General features: G+C 54.8%; 17 protein-coding genes. 6 read left to right on the top strand and 11 right to left on the bottom strand.

Annotation, left to right across the window (positions count from 1 at the left end):
• Positions 1-84 precede the first annotated feature (84 nt).
• Together H7846_RS05930 and H7846_RS05935 are read left to right on the top strand one after the other, a co-directional pair.
• On the top strand, positions 85-4,497 hold the full coding sequence (locus H7846_RS05930) for a DEAD/DEAH box helicase (RefSeq protein WP_186695574.1): 4,413 nt from the start codon (positions 85-87) through the stop codon (positions 4,495-4,497).
• Between the two features lie 2 nt (positions 4,498-4,499).
• Positions 4,500-4,688 carry a DUF5522 domain-containing protein gene (locus H7846_RS05935; protein WP_186695575.1) on the top strand — a complete coding sequence of 63 codons (189 nt, stop codon included), beginning with the start codon at positions 4,500-4,502 and terminating at the stop codon, positions 4,686-4,688.
• A 9-nt stretch (positions 4,689-4,697) separates the two neighbouring features.
• On the opposite strand, the gene H7846_RS05940 is transcribed toward H7846_RS05935, so the two are convergent.
• The 4 genes from H7846_RS05940 to H7846_RS05955 form a co-directional block, all read right to left on the bottom strand.
• A complete protein-coding gene (locus H7846_RS05940; protein WP_186695576.1) occupies positions 4,698-5,597 on the bottom strand; it encodes a tetratricopeptide repeat protein in 900 nt (299 codons plus the stop codon).
• A gap of 77 nt (positions 5,598-5,674) precedes the next feature.
• A complete protein-coding gene (locus H7846_RS05945; protein ID WP_186695577.1) occupies positions 5,675-7,834 on the bottom strand; it encodes a VWA domain-containing protein in 2,160 nt (719 codons plus the stop codon).
• A 19-nt stretch (positions 7,835-7,853) separates the two neighbouring features.
• On the bottom strand, positions 7,854-11,303 hold the full coding sequence (locus H7846_RS05950; RefSeq protein ID WP_255460873.1) for a TonB-dependent receptor: 3,450 nt from the start codon (positions 11,301-11,303) through the stop codon (positions 7,854-7,856).
• A 28-nt stretch (positions 11,304-11,331) separates the two neighbouring features.
• A complete protein-coding gene (locus H7846_RS05955; protein WP_186695578.1) occupies positions 11,332-12,084 on the bottom strand; it encodes a DUF5666 domain-containing protein in 753 nt (250 codons plus the stop codon).
• A 127-nt stretch (positions 12,085-12,211) separates the two neighbouring features.
• On the opposite strand from H7846_RS05955, the gene H7846_RS05960 reads away from it, so the two are divergent.
• Together H7846_RS05960 and egtB are read left to right on the top strand one after the other, a co-directional pair.
• The gene (locus tag H7846_RS05960) at positions 12,212-12,973 is read left to right on the top strand and encodes a VIT1/CCC1 transporter family protein (protein WP_186695579.1); all 762 of its coding nucleotides are present in this window, start codon (positions 12,212-12,214) and stop codon (positions 12,971-12,973) included.
• 75 nt (positions 12,974-13,048) lie between these two features.
• Positions 13,049-14,422, top strand: coding sequence for an ergothioneine biosynthesis protein EgtB (gene egtB, locus H7846_RS05965; protein WP_186695580.1), 1,374 nt, complete (start codon positions 13,049-13,051; stop codon positions 14,420-14,422).
• 16 nt (positions 14,423-14,438) lie between these two features.
• Here egtB and H7846_RS05970 read toward each other — a convergent pair whose 3' ends face one another.
• Positions 14,439-15,218: a ThuA domain-containing protein gene (locus H7846_RS05970; protein WP_186695581.1), complete on the bottom strand. Its 780-nt coding sequence runs from the start codon at positions 15,216-15,218 to the stop codon at positions 14,439-14,441.
• A gap of 89 nt (positions 15,219-15,307) precedes the next feature.
• Between H7846_RS05970 and H7846_RS05975 the strand changes: the two genes are divergently transcribed.
• A complete protein-coding gene (locus H7846_RS05975) occupies positions 15,308-16,354 on the top strand; it encodes a YncE family protein (RefSeq protein WP_186695582.1) in 1,047 nt (348 codons plus the stop codon).
• 116 nt (positions 16,355-16,470) lie between these two features.
• Positions 16,471-17,514 carry an L-histidine N(alpha)-methyltransferase gene (gene egtD / locus H7846_RS05980; protein WP_186696208.1) on the top strand — a complete coding sequence of 348 codons (1,044 nt, stop codon included), beginning with the start codon at positions 16,471-16,473 and terminating at the stop codon, positions 17,512-17,514.
• 1 nt (position 17,515) lies between these two features.
• On the opposite strand, the gene moaC is transcribed toward egtD, so the two are convergent.
• The 6 genes from moaC to H7846_RS06010 all read right to left on the bottom strand — a co-directional run bounded on the left by moaC (position 17,516) and on the right by H7846_RS06010 (position 22,282).
• A complete protein-coding gene (moaC, locus tag H7846_RS05985) occupies positions 17,516-17,980 on the bottom strand; it encodes a cyclic pyranopterin monophosphate synthase MoaC (RefSeq protein ID WP_186695583.1) in 465 nt (154 codons plus the stop codon).
• A 63-nt stretch (positions 17,981-18,043) separates the two neighbouring features.
• The gene (locus H7846_RS05990; RefSeq protein ID WP_186695584.1) at positions 18,044-19,306 is read right to left on the bottom strand and encodes a molybdopterin molybdotransferase MoeA; all 1,263 of its coding nucleotides are present in this window, start codon (positions 19,304-19,306) and stop codon (positions 18,044-18,046) included.
• 74 nt (positions 19,307-19,380) lie between these two features.
• The gene (locus tag H7846_RS05995) at positions 19,381-20,577 is read right to left on the bottom strand and encodes a tetratricopeptide repeat protein (RefSeq protein ID WP_186695585.1); all 1,197 of its coding nucleotides are present in this window, start codon (positions 20,575-20,577) and stop codon (positions 19,381-19,383) included.
• An 81-nt stretch (positions 20,578-20,658) separates the two neighbouring features.
• Positions 20,659-21,378, bottom strand: a complete 720-nt coding sequence (gene queC, locus H7846_RS06000; protein ID WP_186695586.1) for a 7-cyano-7-deazaguanine synthase QueC — start codon at positions 21,376-21,378, stop codon at positions 20,659-20,661.
• Positions 21,375-21,641 (bottom strand): putative signal transducing protein, encoded by a 267-nt coding sequence (locus tag H7846_RS06005; RefSeq protein ID WP_186695587.1) that lies wholly within the window; start codon positions 21,639-21,641, stop codon positions 21,375-21,377. Before H7846_RS06005 ends, queC begins: the two co-directional genes overlap by 4 nt.
• Before the next feature lie 8 nt (positions 21,642-21,649).
• Positions 21,650-22,282 carry a DUF3108 domain-containing protein gene (locus tag H7846_RS06010; protein ID WP_449240080.1) on the bottom strand — a complete coding sequence of 211 codons (633 nt, stop codon included), beginning with the start codon at positions 22,280-22,282 and terminating at the stop codon, positions 21,650-21,652.
• Positions 22,283-22,448: the final 166 nt, after the last annotated feature.

A 22,448-nucleotide genomic window follows, 5' to 3' on the forward strand; every position in this document is an offset into this window, starting at 1 on the left:
CCTGGCAGGGCGGCGAATGAGTGGGTAGCCACCTGCTAAGTTGTTGGCGAACAAAGATCGAACAAATCCGCGCTAAAATATCCCATGCCTTTGGCTGCCGAAGCGCTGGAAATCCCGACCTCGCTCGCATGGGCGCATCCGGTTACGGCTGAATGGTTCCTACGCCGGTTTGGTTCGCCGACGGAGCCGCAGGAAGAGGGGTGGCCTAGCATCCTGGCGGGGAATGCCACGCTCATCTCGGCTCCTACAGGAAGCGGAAAGACACTTGCAGCTTTTATGGTCTGTATTGACAAGCTGCTTCGTGAAGCTATCGCGGGAACATTAGCTCCGACGACACAGGTCGTCTACGTCAGTCCACTTAAGGCGCTTTCAAACGATGTACAAAAGAATCTTGATCAGCCGCTGCGCGAGATTCAGCAGCTTGCATTAGAGCGCGGATATCTTTCAACTGAGATTCGCACAGCGGTAAGGACGGGTGACACCTTGCCGAAGGAGCGCGCTGCGATGCTGCGCAATCCGCCGCATATCCTCGTCACCACACCGGAATCGCTCTACATCCTGCTTACGGCAGGGAAGTCGCGCGAGCACCTGCGTCGTGTGCATACGGTAATCGTCGACGAGATTCATGCAGTAGCCGACGACAAGCGTGGCGCTCACCTTGCGCTTTCATTGGAACGGCTAGACGCCCTTGTATGCGGAGAAAACCGACTTTCGCCTGGAGCGTATCTCACGGGACTTGCTGCGACTCCGCAGCGCATTGGCCTTTCGGCCACACAGAACCCGATTGAGTTAGTGGCTGATTTTCTTGCGGGTGTTCATCCGGAGAGAAAGCGCGCAACCATCGTGCAGGTAGGGCAACGGCGCGAGCTTGATCTTGCGATTGAGGTTCCGTCTGACGAGCTAAGCTCTGTAGTTACTACGAAGATGTGGGAAGAGATCTTCGACAAGCTCGCCGCTTATACAAAGACGCATCGTTCCACGTTGGTTTTCGTAAACACGCGGCGTCTGGTGGAGAGGATTGCGTTCGCTCTTGCCGAGCGTCTGGGGCCGGAAAATGTGGCGGCTCACCATGGCTCGCTTTCTCGCACTCTCCGGCTCGATGCCGAGCAGCGATTGAAGAGCGGCCAGATCAAGATTCTGATTGCAACGGCCTCGCTCGAACTGGGAATTGATATCGGTGATGTCGATCTTGTCTGCCAGATCGCAACGACACGTTCTGTTGCCGTCGCCATGCAGCGGATTGGTCGGGCAGGGCACTGGCGAGGAGCTGTTCCGAAGGGCCGCCTTTTTGCAACGACGCGGGATGATCTGGTGGAGCAGGCTGCATTGGTTCGTTCGATTCGTTCTGGATCTCTCGATCAGCTCGAGATTCCACCAGAACCCATCGATGTTCTGATGCAGCAAATCGTAGCGTCTTGCGGATCCGAACCATGGGAAGAGCATGCTCTCTACGCGATGTTCACTCGAGCCTGGCCCTATCGCAATCTCACTCGCGCTCGCTTCGACGAGATTGTTGCGTTGCTCTTTTCGGGAATCGAATCGAGTCGCGGACGGTATGGTGCCTATCTCCTGCGCGATGGTATTAACGGTCAGCTTCATCCACGACGTGGGGCGCGGATGATCGCGATCTCGAACGGTGGCGCAATCCCTGAGACGAATCTCTACTCCGTCATCCTTCAACCTGAAGGTGTGCAGATCGCGACTCTGGATGAACACTTTGCAGTGGACTCTTCTCCCGGCGACATTGTTCTGCTCGGCAATTCAAGCTGGCGTATCCAGCGGATCGAGGCAGCAGGTCGTGTTCTTGTTGAGGATGCGCACGGCGCGCCACCGAGCCTGCCTTTCTGGGAAGGAGAGGCACCGCAGCGCACCGCTGTACTTTCCTCTGGCGTGGCAGAATTGCGGGAACAGATTTCAGCGCTTGTCCCGAATGTTGTTCCCGGTCACATTTCCCCCGCCGATTCGGAGGTCGCAGCTGCAACCGCATGGTTGATGACGGAGTGCGGCCTCTGTCCTGGCGGAGCGCAGCAACTGATCGAGTACATCGTTACAGGGCGAGCGGTTCTCGGTGCGGTTCCATCGAAGACGACAATCATCGCTGAGCGCTTCTTCGATGAAGGCGGTGGGATGCAACTCATCCTTCATGCTCCTTTCGGAGGGCGGATCAACAAGGCTTGGGGACTAGCGTTGCGAAAGCGCTTCTGCCGTGGATTCAACTTCGAACTGCAGGCTGCTGCGACCGATAACGGCATTAACATCTCGCTTGCGGAGCAACACAGCTTTCCATTGGCTGATGTCTTCCAGTTCCTTACAGAGCACACAGCGAAGGAGCTTCTCGAACAGGCATCGCTGGCTTCACCCATCTTCAAGACTCGCTGGCGGTGGGCTGCGGGGCGGAGTCTGCAACTTCTGCGTTTCTCTAAAGGCAAGCGAATCGCTCCGCAGATCCAGCGCACGCGCTCTGAGGATCTACTAGCCAGTGTCTTTCCCCAGGCTGCGGCCTGCTTTGAAAATATCGAAGGAGATATTCAGATTCCCGATCATCCTCTCGTCGATGAAGTGATGAAAGATGTACTCAGCGAGGCGATGGACCTTGAGGGGCTTATCGAGGTTCTTCGCGGAATCAATGATGGGCGCATCCGCTGCTTGGCAGTAGATACTCCGATGCCATCGCAGTTTGCCCACGAGCTGCTCAATGCAAATCCCTATGCTTTTCTCGATGAAGCTGGACTTGAAGAGCGCCGCGCTCGTGCGGTTTCTTTATCGAGGACACTGCCCGCTAGCGTTCTCGAAGAAGCGGGAAGGCTCGATCCTCAGGCGATCGATGAGATTCGCCGCGAGTGCTGGCCTGACCTTCGCGATGAGCACGAATTGCATGACCTACTGCATTCGTTGATCGTCCTTCCAGTTGAGTTCTTCGCCAGCCGAATCGAGGCTCGTGACTGGCCCGTGTTCTTCGACCGTCTGCTCCGTAACGGCCGTGCCAAGGTTGTTGATAGCAACGGGATCATCTGTTGGGCATCAGCAGAACGAACGGAGCATCTGGCTGCGCTATGGCTTGATAATTCAAGCGTCGTTTCAAAAGAAGAGGCTCTGCGGCAGTGTGCTCAGGGATGGGTGCAGGTGCTTGGCCCTACCACAGCCTCCTCTTTTGCAGAACGACTTGGGCTCAATTCTGCCGAGGTCTTCCAGGCATTTCTTGCGATGGAGATGCAAGGTTTGCTGATGCGAGGAATCTTCGAGTATCAGAAATCTGTACACGATCACGAGATCGAATGGTGCGAGCGTCGCATCTTGCAACGCATTCATCGTCGCACCCTTCATTCGTTGCGCAAACAAATTGAGCCGGTCTCGCCCGCGGTCTATATGCGATGGCTGCTCGGCTGGCAACATCTTGCGCCACAGACGCAGCTGAGTGGCGAAGATGGCGTGCTTGAGGCTTTACGTCAGCTCGAGGGATTCGAAGCTCCGGCGATTGAGTGGGAGCGCACCCTGTTGCCGTCGCGGGTTGCGAACTACGATCCCCGATGGCTGGACGCTCTTTGCCTGTCGGGTGCTGTAGGTTGGGGACGCATCTCCCCCCACCCCGCCTGGTCGAATGCTGACGGTGCGGGGCCTCGACGTGTTGTCCCTACCAATGCAGCGCCTATCACGTTTTATATTCGTGAATCTGCCGAATGGCTTCCCCATGCCCTTGCACGCGAACGAGTCGAAGAATCGCGGCTGAATCAGGCTCTCAGTCCCGAGGCGTTAAAGGTTCGCTCCCTGCTGGAGCAGCGTGGTGCGTGCTTTGCGAACGACATTGGAAGAATCCTCGGACTCTCAAGACAGTCGACGCAGCAGGTTCTATGGGAGCTGGCGACCGCTGGGCTGACCTCTGCTGATGGATTTGATCAGTTGCGGGCCATGATGGATCCTCGCCGGAAGTCATCCTCTGCCGACACGTCGGCTCGGCGTGCGGTACGCACAACCGCTGGAAGATGGTCGTTGTTTAACGAAGCGATTCATGCCGCTCCCGATCCTATTGAGCGGGCACGTCGCAATGATGAGGCGCTGGAGTCTTACGCACGTATGCTACTCGCTCGTTACGGTATTCTCTTCCGTGATTTGCTAACACGTGAGTCGAATGCTCCTAAATGGCGCGAACTGGTTGGGGTTCTTCGCCGCCTGGAAGCTCGTGGAGAAGTAAGAGGCGGGCGCTTTGTTACCGGATTTGGCGGTGAGCAGTATGCCTTGGCGGAAGCAGCGGATTCACTTCGCACCTCACGCTCGCGTGAGTGCAGTGCGGTGATCGCAGTTGCAGCAGCCGACCCGCTCAATCTCGCAGGGATTGTTCTTCCGGGAGAGCGCGTAGCCTCAGTACCTGGCAGGCAGGTTCGTTATCGCAATGGCAAGCTTTACGAAGAAGGCTCTCTCGTTACCGCAGAAAAAATGGAAGAGGTCGCAATGCCCCTTACTTCAGAGTTGAACCCAGCCGCAGCTGCACAGCTTTTCTAGTGATGCCGCATCGAGTTCCCAAGGCGGACGAGAAGGTCACTTCGCAAGAGAGGCAATCGGAGGATGCACCTTCAGACCTTGCGCCGGAGGACTTCTATTACGAGGGCCCTTACCTCGTCTTTACGGCGGCCTATCACCTCAAACGCGGATATTGCTGTAACTCCGGCTGCCGCCACTGTCCATATCGCTAAAAGTAACGATCAATGTTTTTCAGGAGGCAATGGTGGGGGAGGTCCTGATCCTTCCGCGATCGTCGTCTTTCTCTCACGAAGTTCCTTGCTGTTCTTTACGATGACAAGGATGCGTGGATCTTTCCGATAAGAAGCAAAGACATCATCCGAACCCATAGCGCTCAGAATGTCGAATCCCGCCTCGCTGGCCATCGTCAGATATCGCATTGTTGTAGGATCATCGCCTCGTTGCGCGTAAAGGCGGGCGAGTTCGAAACAGAAGCGGGCGTGGTCTTCAGGAGACAGCATCCGTGTGGTAATCCCGAGGGACCCATGATGCTGCAGCATATCTGGATCAAGCTTTAGAGCTATGTCATATTCCTTGCGCGCGCGGTCGAACTCTTTTCTATCGAACAGAGCTGTCCCCATATTGGAATGATAGGTGGCAGATTTTTTATCTAGCTTGATGGCACGCTTGTAATTCCCGATGGCAGCGTCGAAACGTCCACTTAGATATTCGATCACGCCAAGATTATTCCAGCCTTCAGGATTTTTCTTATTTGTTTTTATAGCTCGCTGAAAAGATACGCGCGCCGCAGAAAAATCGCGTAGTTCCAATTGGGTGACACCCATCTTATTGAGCAGGCGGACGGGATCACCGCCACGATTCAATGCATAGCCGTAGTAGTCCAACGCATCTTCAAGAAAGCGACGAGCGCGCAGAATATCGGCGGCAGATTCCAACTGAGCTCCGGAAGAAACTCCTGGATCGGGAAGGTGAGCGCGAACAGAACCCCATGCCGGACTCTGATGATCGAGCGCACGTGCCTCTTCATGCGTCAAAGGCTTCTGCGCGAGGGCCTTCGCGGGGAGAAGCAATAAAATGCCCAAGCCAGAGATGAATAAAAGGAAACGGCGGAAGCGAGTCATAGCACACCTCCGAAAGCTACGCTCAAATCATCCGCTTCGTTGCTGACACTGTCAACGGCAGTTCGTCACTGAAAAAGCTATCGCGATTGCTCGATGGGAGTGCTCACCGCTGTTTGCCGTGGAGCTGCGGCTGGCGGTTCAACTCGAAGCGCTAGCCGTGGGAAACTGAAGCTGCCACCGGCATCGTCGATTACGTTGATCTGGCAGATGTATGTTCCTGGTTTCAATTGTGTTAGCGGCACATCGAACTGAAAGGCCACAGCTTGTCGCTCAGGTACGTTGATCGCATCTGCCGAAACCAGCGGCGTCTCATACACCTTTACTCCTCCACTTAGGAACTCAATGCTGGTCAGCACTTTGATCGCCCCCGATGGCCTTCGCGTCAGCCCCGGAGATGCCTTTGGCGCAGATCCTTCATTCTTCTGCCGCGTTGGATCATAGACCTCATAGAGGAAGTAGAGGTGCTGGTCCTGGCGAAAGACGTGAGCTACGTTCGGAATCCACGCCACCCCGTCCCGCACCAGCGGATTGGTGCTTTTCTTGGTATCAGGGGTCTGTTGGCTGGCCAGAACGATAGAACTCAGCTTGAGTGGGATTTTCTTGAGGTCCGGGACCTGGAGGTCAGTCTCGAAGCTCCCCATGCGTCCGGTTTGATTCTCTCTTATGACGAACTTCAGGTGATAGCGTCCTGGAGCTAGCGTAAAGCCCGTGGAATATTGAATATTCTTTCGCGTCACCTGTTGCGAAGAATTGAGTGCCAACTTCACGGTATCGCGTACGTTCCCTACAATGATTCCCTGGGCGTTCTTTACCTGTCCCATAATGTCGATGCTGGCCTTATCGCTATCGCCGTTTTTCAGGAAGGGAATCTGCGAGCCAGGCACAATCAGTGAGACGGGGATAAAGAACCGGTTATCGTCCATGCGGAAGTAAAGTGCCTGCAGATAGACCGCGACGTCAGTTGCGGGCAGGTCGCTTCTCATCTGCTCGGTCAGCGCCAACTCTCGATCTTCGCTCTTCTGGTGTTGGAAGTCTGCCGCTGCATAATATCCAGGCCGGTAATCCAGCTTTATGTCGTTGCGGTTTACTTTGATTGTCAGCTTGCGATAGCTTCCATCGTGCGTCGTATTGGTCGAGCGGAAACCGACAATGTAATACGCCTCTGTGTCGTTCTGAATCTGCTGAAAAGCGGGAGCAAAGTCGTTTGAATCGAAAAACGCCTTTCCGCCGGTATCGCTTGAAAGCGTCCCCAGCACCTCCTGCGAGCCGAAGTTCGAATCGAGCTGACTCTGCATCGCCCCGCCACTATAGGCTGTTGTTCCACGAAGGCTTCCCTTGGAGGCATCGCCGACCGGCGGCAGGGCTTGCAAGCCGCGCGAGTCCACGCTGTAGATCGCCATATTTGCTCGCACTGCGGCGTTCGTCGCTGCACGCATACTGGCCTGATTCTCGACCCCTTGCCTTGTCAGGCCGCCGGAGAAGTAGAGCAGGCTTTTACGCTGGTCCACGCGTTCCAGACTCTTGGCAATGGTGCGGATCGCATAAAGTTCTCGATCTGTGTTCAATGCGTTGTACTCCGAGTCATCAGCAGTAAATGAAGATGCATCGTCCGAGGTTCCTCCGGAATTGCCCCCTTCGTTTCCATTCGCAAAGCCGGTTCCTTCGGTGCCGTTGTAGCGTCCAACCGTCCTTAGCAGGGCGGCTTTATCCGAGGTAAAGTCCTGGTCCATGCTTAGCGAAGTGTCCATGCTGACCACAGCGACAAGATCAGCAGGCTGCATCTTCTTATTGATATAGTCCTGTGCGGCTTCAACTGCGCGATCTACATCTTCAGGTTGCATACTGCTCAGATCGAAGAACATCACGATCAGGCGATGATCTTTGAGTTGCGTCGGATCTGCAGCAAATTCACGATTCACCAGATCTGCAATCGAACTCTTGCCGCTGACCGTTGTCTTCTCGTGCAGGGCAACGGCTTCGTTGACATCCTGATAGTCAAAGCTGGCGATCTTTTGCGGCTTACCGTTTTCGAGAACGGTAAAGTCGTTTGCAGTAAGTCCCTTTACGATGGCTCCCGTCTTCTTGTCACGAACTACGACATTCGTGAGCACGATATCGCTCTGCACCTTGAGGGTAAAAGTGCCATCAGGACCCGCCTGCTGGGCTACTGCGGGAAGGCTGTATCCAGGGAAACCTGCCATCGCTCCCGCCAGGATCGCTGCTGTAAATCGCCGCATATACCTGTATCCGTCCTTCCTAGAACCTGTACCGGGCAGTGAAGGTAAACTGCCGCATATTGGCCGTTGAGGTCACCTGTCCGAAAGTTCGCGAGTTCAAAGTTGTATCAATTCCCGAGTACTGCACTGTATTGAAGACGTTATTCGCCGTGATGCGCGCTTCAAAGGAACGCATCTCTCCCAGCGAGACTGTCTTCGAGAGCGATCCATCTACAGCCACCGTACCAGGGCCTTCGATCGATCCACGGGATGCTGTGCCAAAGACGATTGTCGGAGAAGGTGTAGTAAAGGCGGTCTTGTTGAACCAGTTCAGAATCGTCCCCGAGCCTGCAATGGGTTGCGAAAAGTCCCGGTTTGGTCGTAGAGAGTTATTCGTTCCAGTGGCTGTTGCATCGATCGTAGCCGTATAGTGCGGTGTGTAATAGGTGCCGGTAGCGAAAGTAAAGTCTCCCGAGGCGGAGAAGCCGTCCAGCGCCTTCGACCAGAAGCCACCTTGAGAGAAGAAGGCACGGTTTGGCCCAAAGGGAAGTTCAAAGACCCAGTTTCCCGTCAGCTTCTGGCGAATGTCGAAAGAGCTATTGCCTTCCTCTGCGTTCAGGTCGAGATCATTCTGTGCTGGGACTGCAGTAGAACCCCCAATGGACGAGGCATTGTCGATCGAGTGTCCATATTGATACGTGGCCTGCAGAGAGATCCCCTTTTGCATCCGCTTGCGTGCATTGACCCTTAGCGCATTGAAGCGGGAGAAGCCAAGAGAGTCCTCATAGTTGAACGGTTGCGCAGTGGGATTGAGAATCTCGGTGGCCGTGCGGTTTGGGGCGCGAACGATATCGAGATTGCCGCCCTGAGCGCCGTTATACCCAACATTCAAGACAATTCCCATCGGCAGCGTTCGTTGGATATCGAGATCCCAAATCTGCACGCGCCCCAATCGGTAGTTCAGATTAACGCTATAGTTGTTCTGCACTGTCGCAGTGGAGCAGTTGAAGGCATTGGCCAACGCGAGCGTGCTGCAGCCCTGTTGGTTCGCAATATTTGTCTGCGTAACGGAGAACGGTGGTTGAAACGCAAGTTGCCGTGCAAAGGTACTGTATTGCGTCGTGTTGTAGTTAATTCCATAACCGCCACGAATTACCATCTCTTTGAAGAACGTTCCTTTTGGACGATAAGCAAAACCAAAACGCGGAGAGAACATGGTGCGATCAGGATTAACCAACGAGCGCGGGAATCCGCCGCTATACGGCCCCACCTCATCAGGTGTTACTGGCGTGATCAGGGTAAAGTTTGCATTGTGATCAAGATTAACGAGCCGGTTATCCTTTTCGACATAGGGTGAGAAGTATTCATACCGTATCCCATAGTTCAATGTCAGGCTTGGCAGAACCCTCCAGTCGTCCGTTGCGTACAGATCGAATACATTGGCGCGTAGATAACTCTTCTCCAGCCCGGCTTGGATGGCAGCTTGTTGTGGCAGTCCAAGCAGGAAGTCGGCAAAGCCGTAACCGCCGGTCTTTTGGGTAGACTGAGTCGCATAGCCGGTGAAGGTGAAGGCACCGAGAGGACTTGCTCCACTCTGCAGGTTGCCTGGAGCCGTCAGGCTATCGGAATGCACACGACGGATATCGCCACCGAAGCGAAAGTTATGTTTTTTGTGCATCCAGCTTACGAAATCACTGAACGAGATGGTCTGACTGATCGAGTCGCTGGGGGCGGTCTGATTGATTCCGCCCAGTCCCGAGAATGTGAGTGAAGGCACGCCAAAGTAAAAGGGATTCGCCGCAACCGCTGCGTTGCCAATCAGGATGCCGGAATCTGCCGCTGGGCTGACGGTGCCGTTCGTAAAAGAATTCAATGTCGTGGCGTGAGAACGGTTCCATGTGATCGTTGCATTATTTGTGAACCGGCCGTAGCCAATGGTGTATCCCGCGGAGATGTTGTATCCATCTGATGCCGTCTTTCCGCTCAGTGGTAGAAAGACGTTCGGAGCATCGGAGGCCGAGTGGCTGTAGTTGAATCCGACATTGATGTTCTGGCGAAGACCCTTCGGCGCATTGGCCTGCTGACGCCGTCCAAAGTTACCGAACCCAGCATTCTGACCAAAGTTCCGAACGTAGCGGCTGTTGATACTCAAGCCATTCTGTCCTGCGGAAGTGATTGTCTGGTAGTTGTATCCCTGTGCTCCAGTAGCTGTGATATTGGGAGCAGGATAGAACTTCAATAATGAATTGGCTTGCGATGTGATGCGATTCGCACAGATTACATTCAATACGCCATTGCATTGGAACTGCTGTCCGGTCAGAGGGTCATAGATCGGTGTAGCGAGCAGTGAGAAGTCTCCGCTGCGTTCAGCCGCGGATGGAACTGTTGCATATAAATTTTGCGGAGTCGTATTCTTCTTCCCCGTGATATTCAGGAAGACAAATTGTTTTGTGCTTGGTTTGATTAACCCGGGAATAAATGGCGATCCAGCAAAACTCAACCCAAACTGGTTGCTGCTGTATGCAGGCTTAACGACTGGCGCTCCTGTGAGAGAGAAGTTGGTGGCATCCAGCGCTCCATTTCCTCCCTGGTAAAAGAGTGCGCCATGCGGTTGTGTAGGGTTGAATCCTCGGCCACCTCGTCCTCCTCCCCCACCGCGTATCATGAATCCGCCTCCGCCAGGTCCTCCACCATACCCACCTCCGCCTGGCCCTCCACCCATAACCATGATGCCGCCCAACATGCCAGCGACCGCATTCGCCATATCCGCGTTTGTGCCACCTTGCTGTCGCGCGCGCGCCATCGCATCTTCCACGCGCTGCCGGATATCATCCTCGCTCAGGTTGGCGAGTCCATTAGTTTGTCCCATCTGCCCGCTTACAGCCACAGAATCGGCCGATGCCGCATCGCCCCCCAGTCCAGACAGCGTAGGCAGCTGGACGCCCGTATTCCCAGTACCCGCGCTCGCATCGGAGAGATCGGATGCACCCTGGTTTACGCTCAGCGATTGCATACCTCGACCGACCGCGTTCGCCAGCGCAGTTGCTGCCGCGCCTTGCTGGCGCTGCTGCTGTTCCTGCTGCTGCTCTACCCTTGAGGCCAGCTGCATCGTAAAGTCGGCCGTCTGGTCTGCCTTGCCGCCATTCTGTTCAGCGGTGTTGACCAGGACTTCCTTGGTCTCGCCAGCGAAAGCGGCAAGCTCTGCCTTAACAACATAGCGACCATTCTTCGGAATCGCCATGGCGAACGAGCCGGTGATATCGGTCGTCGTCGCATACTTTTTCCCGGTTAGCGTATTGATTGCGGTGATGGAGACTCCAGGCAACGGGAAAGCGCCGGTCTTTACCGTTCCCCGAATGGTGCCACCGGATACGGGTGATGGTGTAGGAAGCTGGGCCGGAGCCTGCACAGTGCTCTCGTTCTGCGCGTAAACCAGGGGAATCCCTAGAACGAGCATACACAACGTCGCTGCTCGAAACGTTCTCTTCACAAAAGACCTCACGTCAATCCGGGGAACATCATTGCTTCGAAGAGGCAGGCGCTGGCACTGCACTACTTTGGGGAGTGCCCTCACCAGTGCGCATCCGCATACCCATTGCACCCTCTGCTCCCTGAGGCAAAATTGTCAGGTTTGTGGGTACGAAACTTCCATGTTTGACCGATCCCTGACCCGCGATCATGTCTCCCACTTTTACATCTGCAAGCGTTACGATCTCGTTGTTGCCAGAGGCTTCAGTTGGATTTGCGCCGCCGTCGGGGGAAGCCATTCCACCGCGGCGTCGTCCGGCTTTGCGGAACGAAGTCGTTTCATCAACTTCAATCGTCTGGCTTACGTGATCAGGCCTCATGATTGTGAGTTTCACATCATCGATTGCCGTTACCTTGCCGGTGATGTAGATCTTGCCTAATCCCTCGCGCATTTTCTTGACTTGCTCGGCATCCATGACTGCAACAAACAGGGCATGTAGCGTCTTTTTGGAAGCGTCTAGTTCGCCCATGGCTCCAACGCCGTCACCCACTTTGACATCGGTCATCTTTACGGGTTGGCGATCTTTCATCAGGCGGGTATTTGGAGTAACTGCAATCTCATAGGTATTTCCCTCGTCTGTTTTGATCGAAAAGTGATCAGCCGTAACGGCGGTTACCGTTCCCCGAACCATGGGGCCACGCGCAAAGGCAGGCGCGCCGCTCCCTTCCTGCGCCCTTATCTTTTCCGCTCCAGAAACGGCAATCGCAGCCGCTAAAATATACCCCATCCATCTCGTTCTCATCGGTCTTCCTTAGCGTTCCAGAAACCTGTGCTCATACAGACGTGTATTTAGCTGGAAAGACGCTGGTATAAGCAAACAAAATTCCTACCTGAATATCCCCACGGACCCTTCGGTCTACACTAGCTGCATGTCTGAACCGGTTCGCCCAAATACTCCTGTTTCTTCTCGTCAAACTCCCTCTCTTGAAAACGGGCAGGTTCACGAAGAAAAGCACTTCGAGTCTGGTGCAATGGTGCGCGATATTGTGATCGGCCTCTCAGACGGCCTCACTGTGCCCTTTGCTCTTGCTGCAGGGCTTTCAGGTGCGGTGGCTTCTTCGAGAATTGTTGTTTTAGCTGGTCTGGCCGAGATCGTTGCCGGATCAATCGCAATGGGTCTTGGCGGATATCTGGCTGCTCGCGGAGATGCCGAGCACTATGCCTCTGAGAAGGAGAGAGAACAGCGTGAGGTTATTGAGATGACTCACGACGAGGAAGAGGAAATCTACGAGATCTTTGAGCAATACTCCGTTCCTCGTGCCAATGCTGCTCCTGTACTGGAAGCCCTTAGGCAAAATCCGGCAGCATGGGTCGAGTTTATGATGCGTTTTGAACTTGGGCTTGACGAACCTCCGCCTGGCCGTGCCTACCGTTCCGCTCTCACGATTGCCTTCTCCTACATCGCAGGTGGGCTCATTCCGCTCATGCCTTATATGCTTATCGCTGAAAATAGCCTGGCACTGCAATTTTCTGTTGTGATTACGCTGGTAGCTCTGGCTATCTTTGGCGCACTGAAGGGGAGAATCGTCGGAACAGGCTGGCTTCGCAGTGCAATCCAAACCGTATTGATTGGAGGATGCGCGGCGGCGGCAGCCTATCTGTTGGCCCGCTTGCTGAATCAGTACGCGTAATAGGTGCGGAAGAGAAAAAGCAACAAAACCGATACCAATCCCATCCCATAGAACAAACGGCGAAAGGATAATCGTATGCCTGCTTCTATCGAAAATGCCGCCCTCGCACTTCTTGCCCGCTTTAAAGCGGTTCGAAGCGCGACGCTTGCTCTCTGTCGACCGCTCTCGCCGGAAGACATGATGGTGCAGTCCTGTCCGGAAGCGAGTCCTGTGAAGTGGCATCTTGCCCACACCAGTTGGTTTTTTGAAACCTTTGTCCTCTCGGAGTTTCTTGCCGGTTATACCCCCTTTCATCCGGACTTCCGCTGGCTCTTCAACAGCTACTACAATTCACTCGGAGAGATGCCTGAAAAGAAGTTGCGCTCCTCTTTTTCCCGGCCACCTGTGGATCTCATTCTCGCTTACCGTACGCATGTGGATACAGCAATTGAACGCCTGCTGCAATGTCCAGCAGAGGACGAAGCCGCGCGTCGTATCGGGCTGGGGATCGAGCACGAACAACAGCACCAGGAGTTAATTGCAACCGACATCAAGCACGCTCTCTTCACCAATCCTCTTCATCCTGCGTATATCAATCCTGTCGAACCAATACCTGCTGCCGCCATTGCTCCTCCACTCGACTGGGTCGAGTTCGCGCCAGGTCTTACAGAGATAGGCTTCACGCCTGATCCTTCAACAACAGACGCTTTTGCCTTTGACAATGAGGCGCCGCGCCATCCTGTCTACATTGCTCCTTTCCGTCTTGCGACTCGCCCTGTAACCTGCGCGGAATATCTCGCCTTTATCGATCAGAACGGCTATCAGAGGCCTGAGCTTTGGCTTTCCGAGGGATGGACGACCATTCGCTCTGAAGGATGGCAGGCGCCTCTCTACTGGCAGCGCGATTCCGAGACGAAGTCCGGCTGGTCGATCTATACACTTCACGGGCTCATTCCTCTCGAAGACCTCTCTGAGACTCCTGTCTGTCACCTCAGCTTCTTTGAGGCTGACGCTTATGCACGTTGGGTGGGTCATCGCCTTCCCACGGAGTTCGAGTGGGAGTATGCAGCGTCGCAACTTCAAGCGCTGACAAACAACTCCCCATCGCAACCACAACTCCCGATCGCTCCTCTTTCCACTCCATCGAATGCGCAATCGGCTTATGCCAATCTGCTCGAAACCGGACACCTTCATCCCACGGTGGCCAGTCATCTTCCTGGATTGCAGCAGATCTTCGGAGATACATGGGAGTGGACGGCCAGTCCCTACACGGGCTACCCCGGCTACGCTTCTCTCCCTGGCGCGCTCGGCGAATATAACGGAAAGTTCATGAGCTCGCAGATGGTCCTTCGTGGTGGTTCCTGCGTTACGCCGGCAACTCACATCCGTGCGACCTACCGCAACTTCTTCGCGCCTGCTACGCGTTGGCAGTTCTCTGGAGTCAGACTGGCGCGAGACCTCGCGAAGTAGATAGCAAAGGGAAGAACTATTTCTCCAGCGATGCGTTTCGGATAGCGTTCTTCGTCTGTCCAATCCACACAATCGCATCTTCCATCATTCGATTCTGAATATCGCTGGTGAAGATTTTGTCGCCATGACCCATATTCATATAAAGCATGCGATAACGCGTGTTCGTCCACATCACTGGAAGATCGCCGCCACGAAGAATATCCTTCATCCCCAACGGATAGTTGGAAGATGCCAAAGTTAGCAGCACCTTTACGTCCTTGTTCTCACGTGGAGATGGCTTCCAGATGTACCACTCGTTCGCGGGAGATAGAAAATTGGCAGGCAGATGTCGCGTTACCGGATGTTCAGGGTGATCGACTGTGAGGGTTGCCGGCAACGGCGGCCAGTTATTCCCGTAAAAGACGCCCCCTCCAAGAAAGCGAACGAACCACGGCCATTGCGTGTTCTTGTCGTTATAGGCGGCAATATGGAAGCCCAGCCATCCGCCTCCGTTTTCCATATATTGCTCAAACGCTGCTCGCTGTTGCGGAGTATGGGGGAAATCATCCAGCCACAAAACGATCTGATAGTCGGCCAGCTTCTTTTGATTTAAATCATTCCAATCGTTCGTTGGGGTGAATTCAAATCCATCATGTTTCGCAGCGCCCTCGTAGAACCGGATCGCCTGGTGGGCGAATTCAACATGATCGTGCTCGACCGTATCGGAGTAAAAGGCGAGTACGCGAAATTTTGGCGACTGTGCGAATGCTGTGATGCTCAATGCTGCTAGCGCAGCAAGCTGTAAAACTCGTCTCATTGACTGTTCCTGAAGTCTGCCCTGTAAAATTTCATCTCATTGTAGATAAGCTATACGCAAAAAGCTTTATCAAGACTTTAGAGGTCAGGATGCGCGCCGGACTTTTCTTTCTCAATTTTGTATTTTCCGTTGTATTTCTACCGGCCTTACACGCCCAAGCCCCTCCACAAACGGCGCTCATCAACCGCGATGCAGCGATGTATAACGAAGACAACCAGAAGCTCTATCTTGTGGACCAGATCCATAATCAAATCGTCGCAATCTCTTCCAGCGATTCGTCGCAAGTAATTCCTGTCGGCTCTGCCCCTATTGCACTTGCTCTCAATCCCACGACCGGCATGCTTTACGTCGTCAACTCCGGAAGCCGCAATGTTTCTGTCATTGATACCCACAAAGATGCCGTTGTCGCTACCGTTCCTACAGCGGCGCGACCGTATGCCATTGCTGTCGATGTGTCCTCCAATAGGGTTTACGTCTCCAATACCTTTAGCAACATGCTGACCGTCGTGGATGGAAAGACAAATGCCGCGAAAAATCTGCCCACAGGTTCAGCGGACGTCATCCTTGTGGGGGATCGTCAGCATGTTTATCTCTTCGGATACGAAAGCGATACGGTTACAGAACTCAATCCCGATACAGGCGTCATGACAAAGCTCTCGGCCGGCGCCATGCATCTCTGGGGAGCGGTACTCGATAAGCAGACTCTCTATATCTCGCACGTTCAAGGTAAGAGCCTGGCTACAATCGACCTTGCCACGCATTCCATTCAGAACTTCACCACCGGAAACATGCCCTGTGCGATCGTACAAAGCAAAAAGACAGGGCATCTCTATGTAGCAAACTATGCAGATGGAACCGTTTCGGTCTTTGGCGAAAATCGCAAGCTCGCCACCATCCCAGTCTCTCCTCACCCACAAGCACTCACTTTGGACGAAGAAGTTGGCCTCCTCTACGTGGCTAGTCCGCAACAGAACTCCATCACGGCCATCGATACCCGAACCAACCATGTTCGCAAGACCTATTCCGGCCTCGAACACCCGTATGCGGTCGGGGTAAATCTCTCAAACCATCATGCATATTCCATCAATCTGGCGGAAAATTCATGGACAGCCCTTCAGCCGGCAGAGGCCTACTGACACCGTCTCGTCAGCAGCATTACCGATTTTTCGTTCTGAAGGGCGAAAACCTGCATCCAATGGCTGTGCGGTTTGAAGGCCGCCCATGCCAAAAAGGAGACATCCGTACAGTGCCTATGCTGCCCGCGGCTACTGATCCGCTCTCTCTCAGCACTTCTCTTTGTACCCTGTCCCCCATCGATGCTGTCGCTGCTGAGGCGCGTTCCGGCCTCTTGAGCGCTCCAAAGACACTCTCTCCCTGGCTCTTCTACGACGAAAACGGTTCCCGTCTCTTCGAACAGATTACCGAACTGCCCGAGTACTACCTAACCCGTACCGAACGAGGTATCTTCCACGCATATGCGGACGAGATGATTGCATTGGCATCGGAGCCTACGGGGAGCGATCCCGCTCCCATCTTGACCCTTATCGAGTTGGGTGCTGGTACTGCAACCAAGACTGGGATTCTTCTTCGGGCCGCCGTCCGACGACAGAAGACGGTAGTTTATCAACCGGTCGATGTTTCAGAGACAGCGCTTGCAGAGGCCACAGAGAATATCCGTGGCCAGATCCCTGGCGTTACAGTGCGATGTCAGGTCGCCGATTACACAACTCAGCCGCTTCCTCTGAACCGCTTGCCAAACACTCGTACGCTCGCCCTTTATATTGGTTCGAGCATCGGCAACTTCTCTCCTGAACAGGCACGCGATGTTCTCTGGAATCTCCGTTCCCAGCTATTGCCCGGAGACAAGCTTTTGCTCGGTACAGATCTTGTCCCAGGAAACTTCAAGAGCATTGCGGACCTTATTGCCGCCTATGATGACGCTTCAGGAGTAACCGCTGCCTTCAACCGCAATGTTCTCGCTCGCCTCAATCGCGAGCTGGGTGCTAACTTTCATTCCGAAACTTTTGAGCATCAGGCGCGCTGGAACGCCTCTGAATCCCGTATCGAAATGCACCTCGTATCAAGTCGTGCGCAACAGATCCACATCCCTGCCAACTCTTCTGGCCCCTCGTTCACGCTGGGGTTTGCACGAGGAGAAAGCATTCACACGGAGAACAGCTACAAGTTCACTCCAGAACGCACTCAACGCCTGTTGCAGTCCGCAGGCTTCGCGCTGGATCGTACATGGAAAGATGAGCAGCAGCTCTTCGCAGTTAACCTGGCGACTGCCATTTGAATCAGGGGCGGCGCCACTCTCCGCTCTTTCCGCCACTCTTGCTTACCAGTTCTATCTCACGGATACGGATTCCTTTGTCGAGCGCTTTGGTCATGTCGTAGATCGTAAGCGCTGCAACAGAGGCTGCCACCATCGCCTCCATCTCGACGCCCGTTCCTGCAACTGTTGCGGCGGTGGCCCCCACAGAAACTCCTCCCTCGAGGATATGAGTCTCCACATCAATAAAACTCAGCGCCAGCGGATGGCACATCGGAATCAAAGTTGAAGTCTGTTTAGCTGCCTGGATTCCAGCAAATCGCGCGACTTCCAGCGGATTTCCCTTCGGGTTCTTTGGCAGTGCAGCAAGCGCCTCTGGCGAGAGTTCGACAAATGCCCTGGCCTTCGCCTCGCGCTTCGTTGCAGGCTTCGCGCTCACATCGACCATGTGGGCCTGCCCCTGATCGTCATAGTGCGATAACTTCGTCAATCGGAAATGCCTCCCAGCATCAAACAGAATTCCTGCCTCTACTTTAGGCTGATCTTCAGGCAATCATCGCAAAAGAACCGTGACCACATCATCTGCCCTAAACCCTGTGGTACCTTCCGGCAGAACGGCATAGCAGTTGGCTCGCGCATTCGCCGCCATATCGCCGGATCCCTGCCAGACCACCAGCTTCACCTCAGGACGTTGCCGGGTCGACGTAAGCCGAGCTGGTAAAACTCTCGTCAGGCCGGGTTTCCCTGGAATTTCTTCGCTCAAAGTAGCCTGTATAAAACGCGGCCCTTCTACTGGAGCTCCTCGCATCGCCCGCAGAAGCGGCTCGACAAAGCAAGCAAAAGTGACCTGAGTTGAAACAGGATTGCCCGGCAGCCCGAAGAAGTACATCGCATGCATTCCCTCCCGTTCAGGCAATCGCCCAAACACCGCTGGCTTGCCCGGCTGCATCTTCACGCCCGTAAAGAAAAACTCCGCGCCAAGAGATTGCAACACCGGCTCGACTAGGTCATACTCCCCCATCGAAACGCCACCGCTGAGTAAAAGTAAGTTTGCCGTCCTTGCCCCTCGGATCCTCTCTTCGATCACCTCCTGTCGGTCCTGTGCGATCGGTTCGCGAACAGCTTTGCCCCCCGCTCTCTCCACCAACGCAGCCAGCCCATAGCTGTTCGAATTCCGAATCTGCTCAGGTCCCGGAGTTTCTTCAATGTCCACCAGTTCATCACCCGTAGCGATAATCGCGACGGTGGGTCGCACAAATACCACCACTTTCGCTGCTCCACATGCTGCGGCCAAGGCAATCGTTGCAGCGTCCATCTCGGTTCCAGCCGCCAGGACTTCGTTGCCGGCGTGAGCTTCGCTTCCGCAGGGGACGATGTTTTCTCCAGCCGCCAGTCTGCGATCCTTGTGCAGGCGAATCGCAGAGTCATTTCGCTCCACATGTTCCAGCATCACCACGGCATCTGCGCCTGGAGGAACCGGTGCTCCAGTCATGACCTCAATCGCCTGGCCTACAGCCAACGGAGAACCTTCCCATTGTCGCCCCGCCTGAACCTGCCCCACGACGGAAAGCCATCTTTGTGCCATCACATCCGTTACCCGGACTGCAAACCCATCGCGGGTTGAGCGATCAAAGGGCGGATGGTCCCGATCTGCAACAACAGAAACTGCCAGCATTCTTCCCAGGGAATCGCCAAGCGATACCGTTTCGGTCGGTTGTTGTCCAACATGTGCCGCCTCGGCCAGGACAATCCTTAAAGCATCATCGAAGCTCACGAGACGTTCACTCTCGCCTCCACGCACACTGGCTAATTTCATCCATTCTCCTTCTATCGGGCCAAATGAAGAAGGCCCCGGCAACGCCGAGGCCTTCTGAGGAGTAATTGAACAGCTTACCTCTTACCGCCCTTACCGGCCTTGTAGCTCGACTTGATTTCTGCTCCAATGCCCGACAGAATGCCCTTCACCTCTTCGACGCGAGCCTGCTCATTCGGAGAAGCCAGCTCGATGTACTCCTGATAGGCCTCGACGCATCCTGGGGGAGCGACGATCTTCTGCGTCTTCGGATCAACCGTTGCCTTGGGGATCAAGGCCTGCCCCTTGATGTAATACGCATCGGCCCGCTTCGGATCGGCAGCGATGGCCTTGTCAGCGGCCACAGCGGCTTCGTCCAGCTTGCCTGCGTTGTACAGGGTCGCAGCTTCGTTGTAGTAGTACATGCCTGCGTTGGCCGGAAGAGCCTTCGCTGCCTGCTCATAAGCGTCTGAAGCCCCCTTACCATCGCCACTCTTCGCCAGGGCCTGTCCCATCTGGTTATAGGCCGCAGCGGTTGTCTCCACGTTGGGCTTCTTCGAGGCGGCATTGGCGTCAATGGCCTTCTTGTAAGAAGCAGCAGCATCGGTGTACTTCGTCTGGATCGTCTGATCGACGGGCTTACCCGCAGCCTTTGCTGCCTTCGCTGTTGCATCTGCCGAACCCAGTTGAGCGTCACCCAGTGCTACCCACAGAATGCCTTCATCCGGCTTCTGCGAGGTGGCTTGCTCCATAGCGCTGATGGCGGCATCGAAGTTCCCGGCTTTCGTGTCTGCACGTGCCTGGGTCAGCATTGCGTTCAGGTTTGCAATCTTCGCGTTGGCCTGCGTAACTTCAGAGTTCTTTTTCTTGAACTCCTCCAGCTGTTTGCGCTCTTCCGGAGTCATCTTGTCGAGGTACTCTTTGCGAGTCATGTCGAAGTTCAACAAGTGGTCTTCGCCTGCGGCGAAGTTCACATTGTCCAGGTAATCGACACTCTTGCCTTCCTGAAAAACGATCGCAAGGTAATTTCCCGGAGCGATTCCTGTCCCCTTGAAGTTACCGGATGCATCAATCTCAAACGTATTCGTATATTTACGGCTCTTCTCATCCGAGGAGCGGTCCTGGGTCAGCTTAACCTCGCCCTTCACGACGGGAGCGCCGATGGCATTGTTGACGTGACCATGCACACTGGCAGGAGCAGGTTGTTGTGCCCGTCCGTTCTGCGCTACGAGCGCGAGCACGAGCGCCAGGCAGGCCCCCAGACCTACGCTCCATTTTCTTCCGATACGATTCATGAGTTTCGTTCTCCTGGTTTCAGTTCTCATCTGACCCGCCAATGGCCGGCCGTGGCTGGTTCTCAATCCTGCAACACTATGTTACCGATTGGATGCTGTTTTTGGGCTGGCATAGGGTATGGGATCTACAGCTCCGGCCTCACGAAACGCCCGCAGACGCAGAACACAGCTCTCGCAGACGCCACATGCCTCCCGTTCACCGGAATAGCATGACCAACTTACATGGAACGGTGCATCGAGTTCAACTCCCAGCCGCACAATCTCGCTCTTTCTCATTGCAATCAAAGGGGTCTCGACCCGAATATCGCCCTCTTTTGTGCCGCGCCGGATCAGTTCATTGAAGGCGTCATAATAAGCGGGCCTGCAATCCGGATAACCGGAGCTGTCCTGTTCCACCGCTCCAATAAAGATTTTTTTCGCTCCCACGACCTCAGACCAGCTCACGGCTGCTGAGAGAAAATGCGCATTTCTGAACGGGACATAAGTGACCGGGATCTCCGCTCCGATCTCCGTCTCTTCCGCCGGAGCATCCGGAACCGCGATCGAGCTGTCCGTCAGGGCTGAGCCTCCGATCCTGCGGAACAGATCCATCTTGAGTGGCAGAAACTCCTTCGCTCCGGTAAGCCGCGCAATCTCAGTTGCAGAGACAAGCTCCTTCGTCTCGGTTCTCTGTCCGTAGCTGAAGTGCAGGGAATAGACCTCGTAGTCCCGTGCCGCCAGTGCCGCGCATACGGTCGAGTCCATCCCGCCCGACAGGCAAAGCACTGCCCGCGGACGTGTAGCATTTGTGGAAATCGTCATTCTCCATCCTCCGCAGCGCTGGGATCATAAACCTCCGGAGCTGGTAGCAGCTCCCGCGCTACGTCTTCATCTCTTCGATGTACCATCAATCGCGCCCGAAATGCTGCCCCAAGCAGCTGGTTCGCGCTCTCGCCGTGCAGAAAACACTCCAGACCGGCGGCCTCTAGCATCCCTTTAGCCATTTGCGCTTCGATGGGGTCCTCAAAACGTGCTACGGCTACATACTGTTCGGGATCGAATCCTGCTGCCGTTAGTTCGTTCATTCCATCCCTCACTTTGTCTCGTAAGACTGGAGTCGCGCCGTAATCGTGCCCCAGAACAGGCTGGCCCGTACCTGCACCGGAATATGACGGGCATCGTCCGTGTACCAGATCCAAATCTTGCCGCGGTTCTTCACAATACCTTCATCAGCGGTCGGTTGAACCCGTATCGTCTGGAACGTCCCGGCAGGAGTTTTAATCTCCTCTTTGGCCTCAACCTTCATCGTTACAGTGACCGTTCGCATGGAGTCTGCCAGCGGAAACCGGAAGTCCTGTCCGACAACCAGCGGATGCGAGCCCACATAAAAGATCGCAGACAGGGAATCTGTGACGCAGGCAGGAATGGAGGCCGAAAGCTGTTTCGTCGTTCCCTTTACCAGATTGCGCTCCACCAGCGACTGTTTTCCTTGGTTGTAATTGAAGCTCAGATCACTGGAAATCTTTCTTCGGCCTTCCAACGTCTGCTTCGAAAAACCGCCTGAGCAACCCGTTTTTGTATCGAAAGACGATTGAAACTTATCCACAACTGGGAAGAGCATCGTCACTCCACCGACAGTATCCGCCGTGGCCGAAATCTTCTGGGTGGTGCCCTGTAGTTCTGTCTGGATGACAGCCACTGCTGCCGTAAATACTCGCCAGTCCACCGAGTAAGTCAGGGTCTGTTTTGTAGGAAAGACGTACCCGGCAGGAGGAGGTTCCAGCGTGGGAATCGGTCCCGTCTGCGGCGGAGAAGGGAAGAGACGCTGCGTCAGCGACTGTGCCGTACAAACCGTGCACGCCAGCCAGAACAGGACAGGGAGAAAAAAGATC

The sequence above is a fragment of the Edaphobacter sp. 4G125 genome, assembly GCF_014274685.1.
GTDB lineage: Bacteria > Acidobacteriota > Terriglobia > Terriglobales > Acidobacteriaceae > Edaphobacter.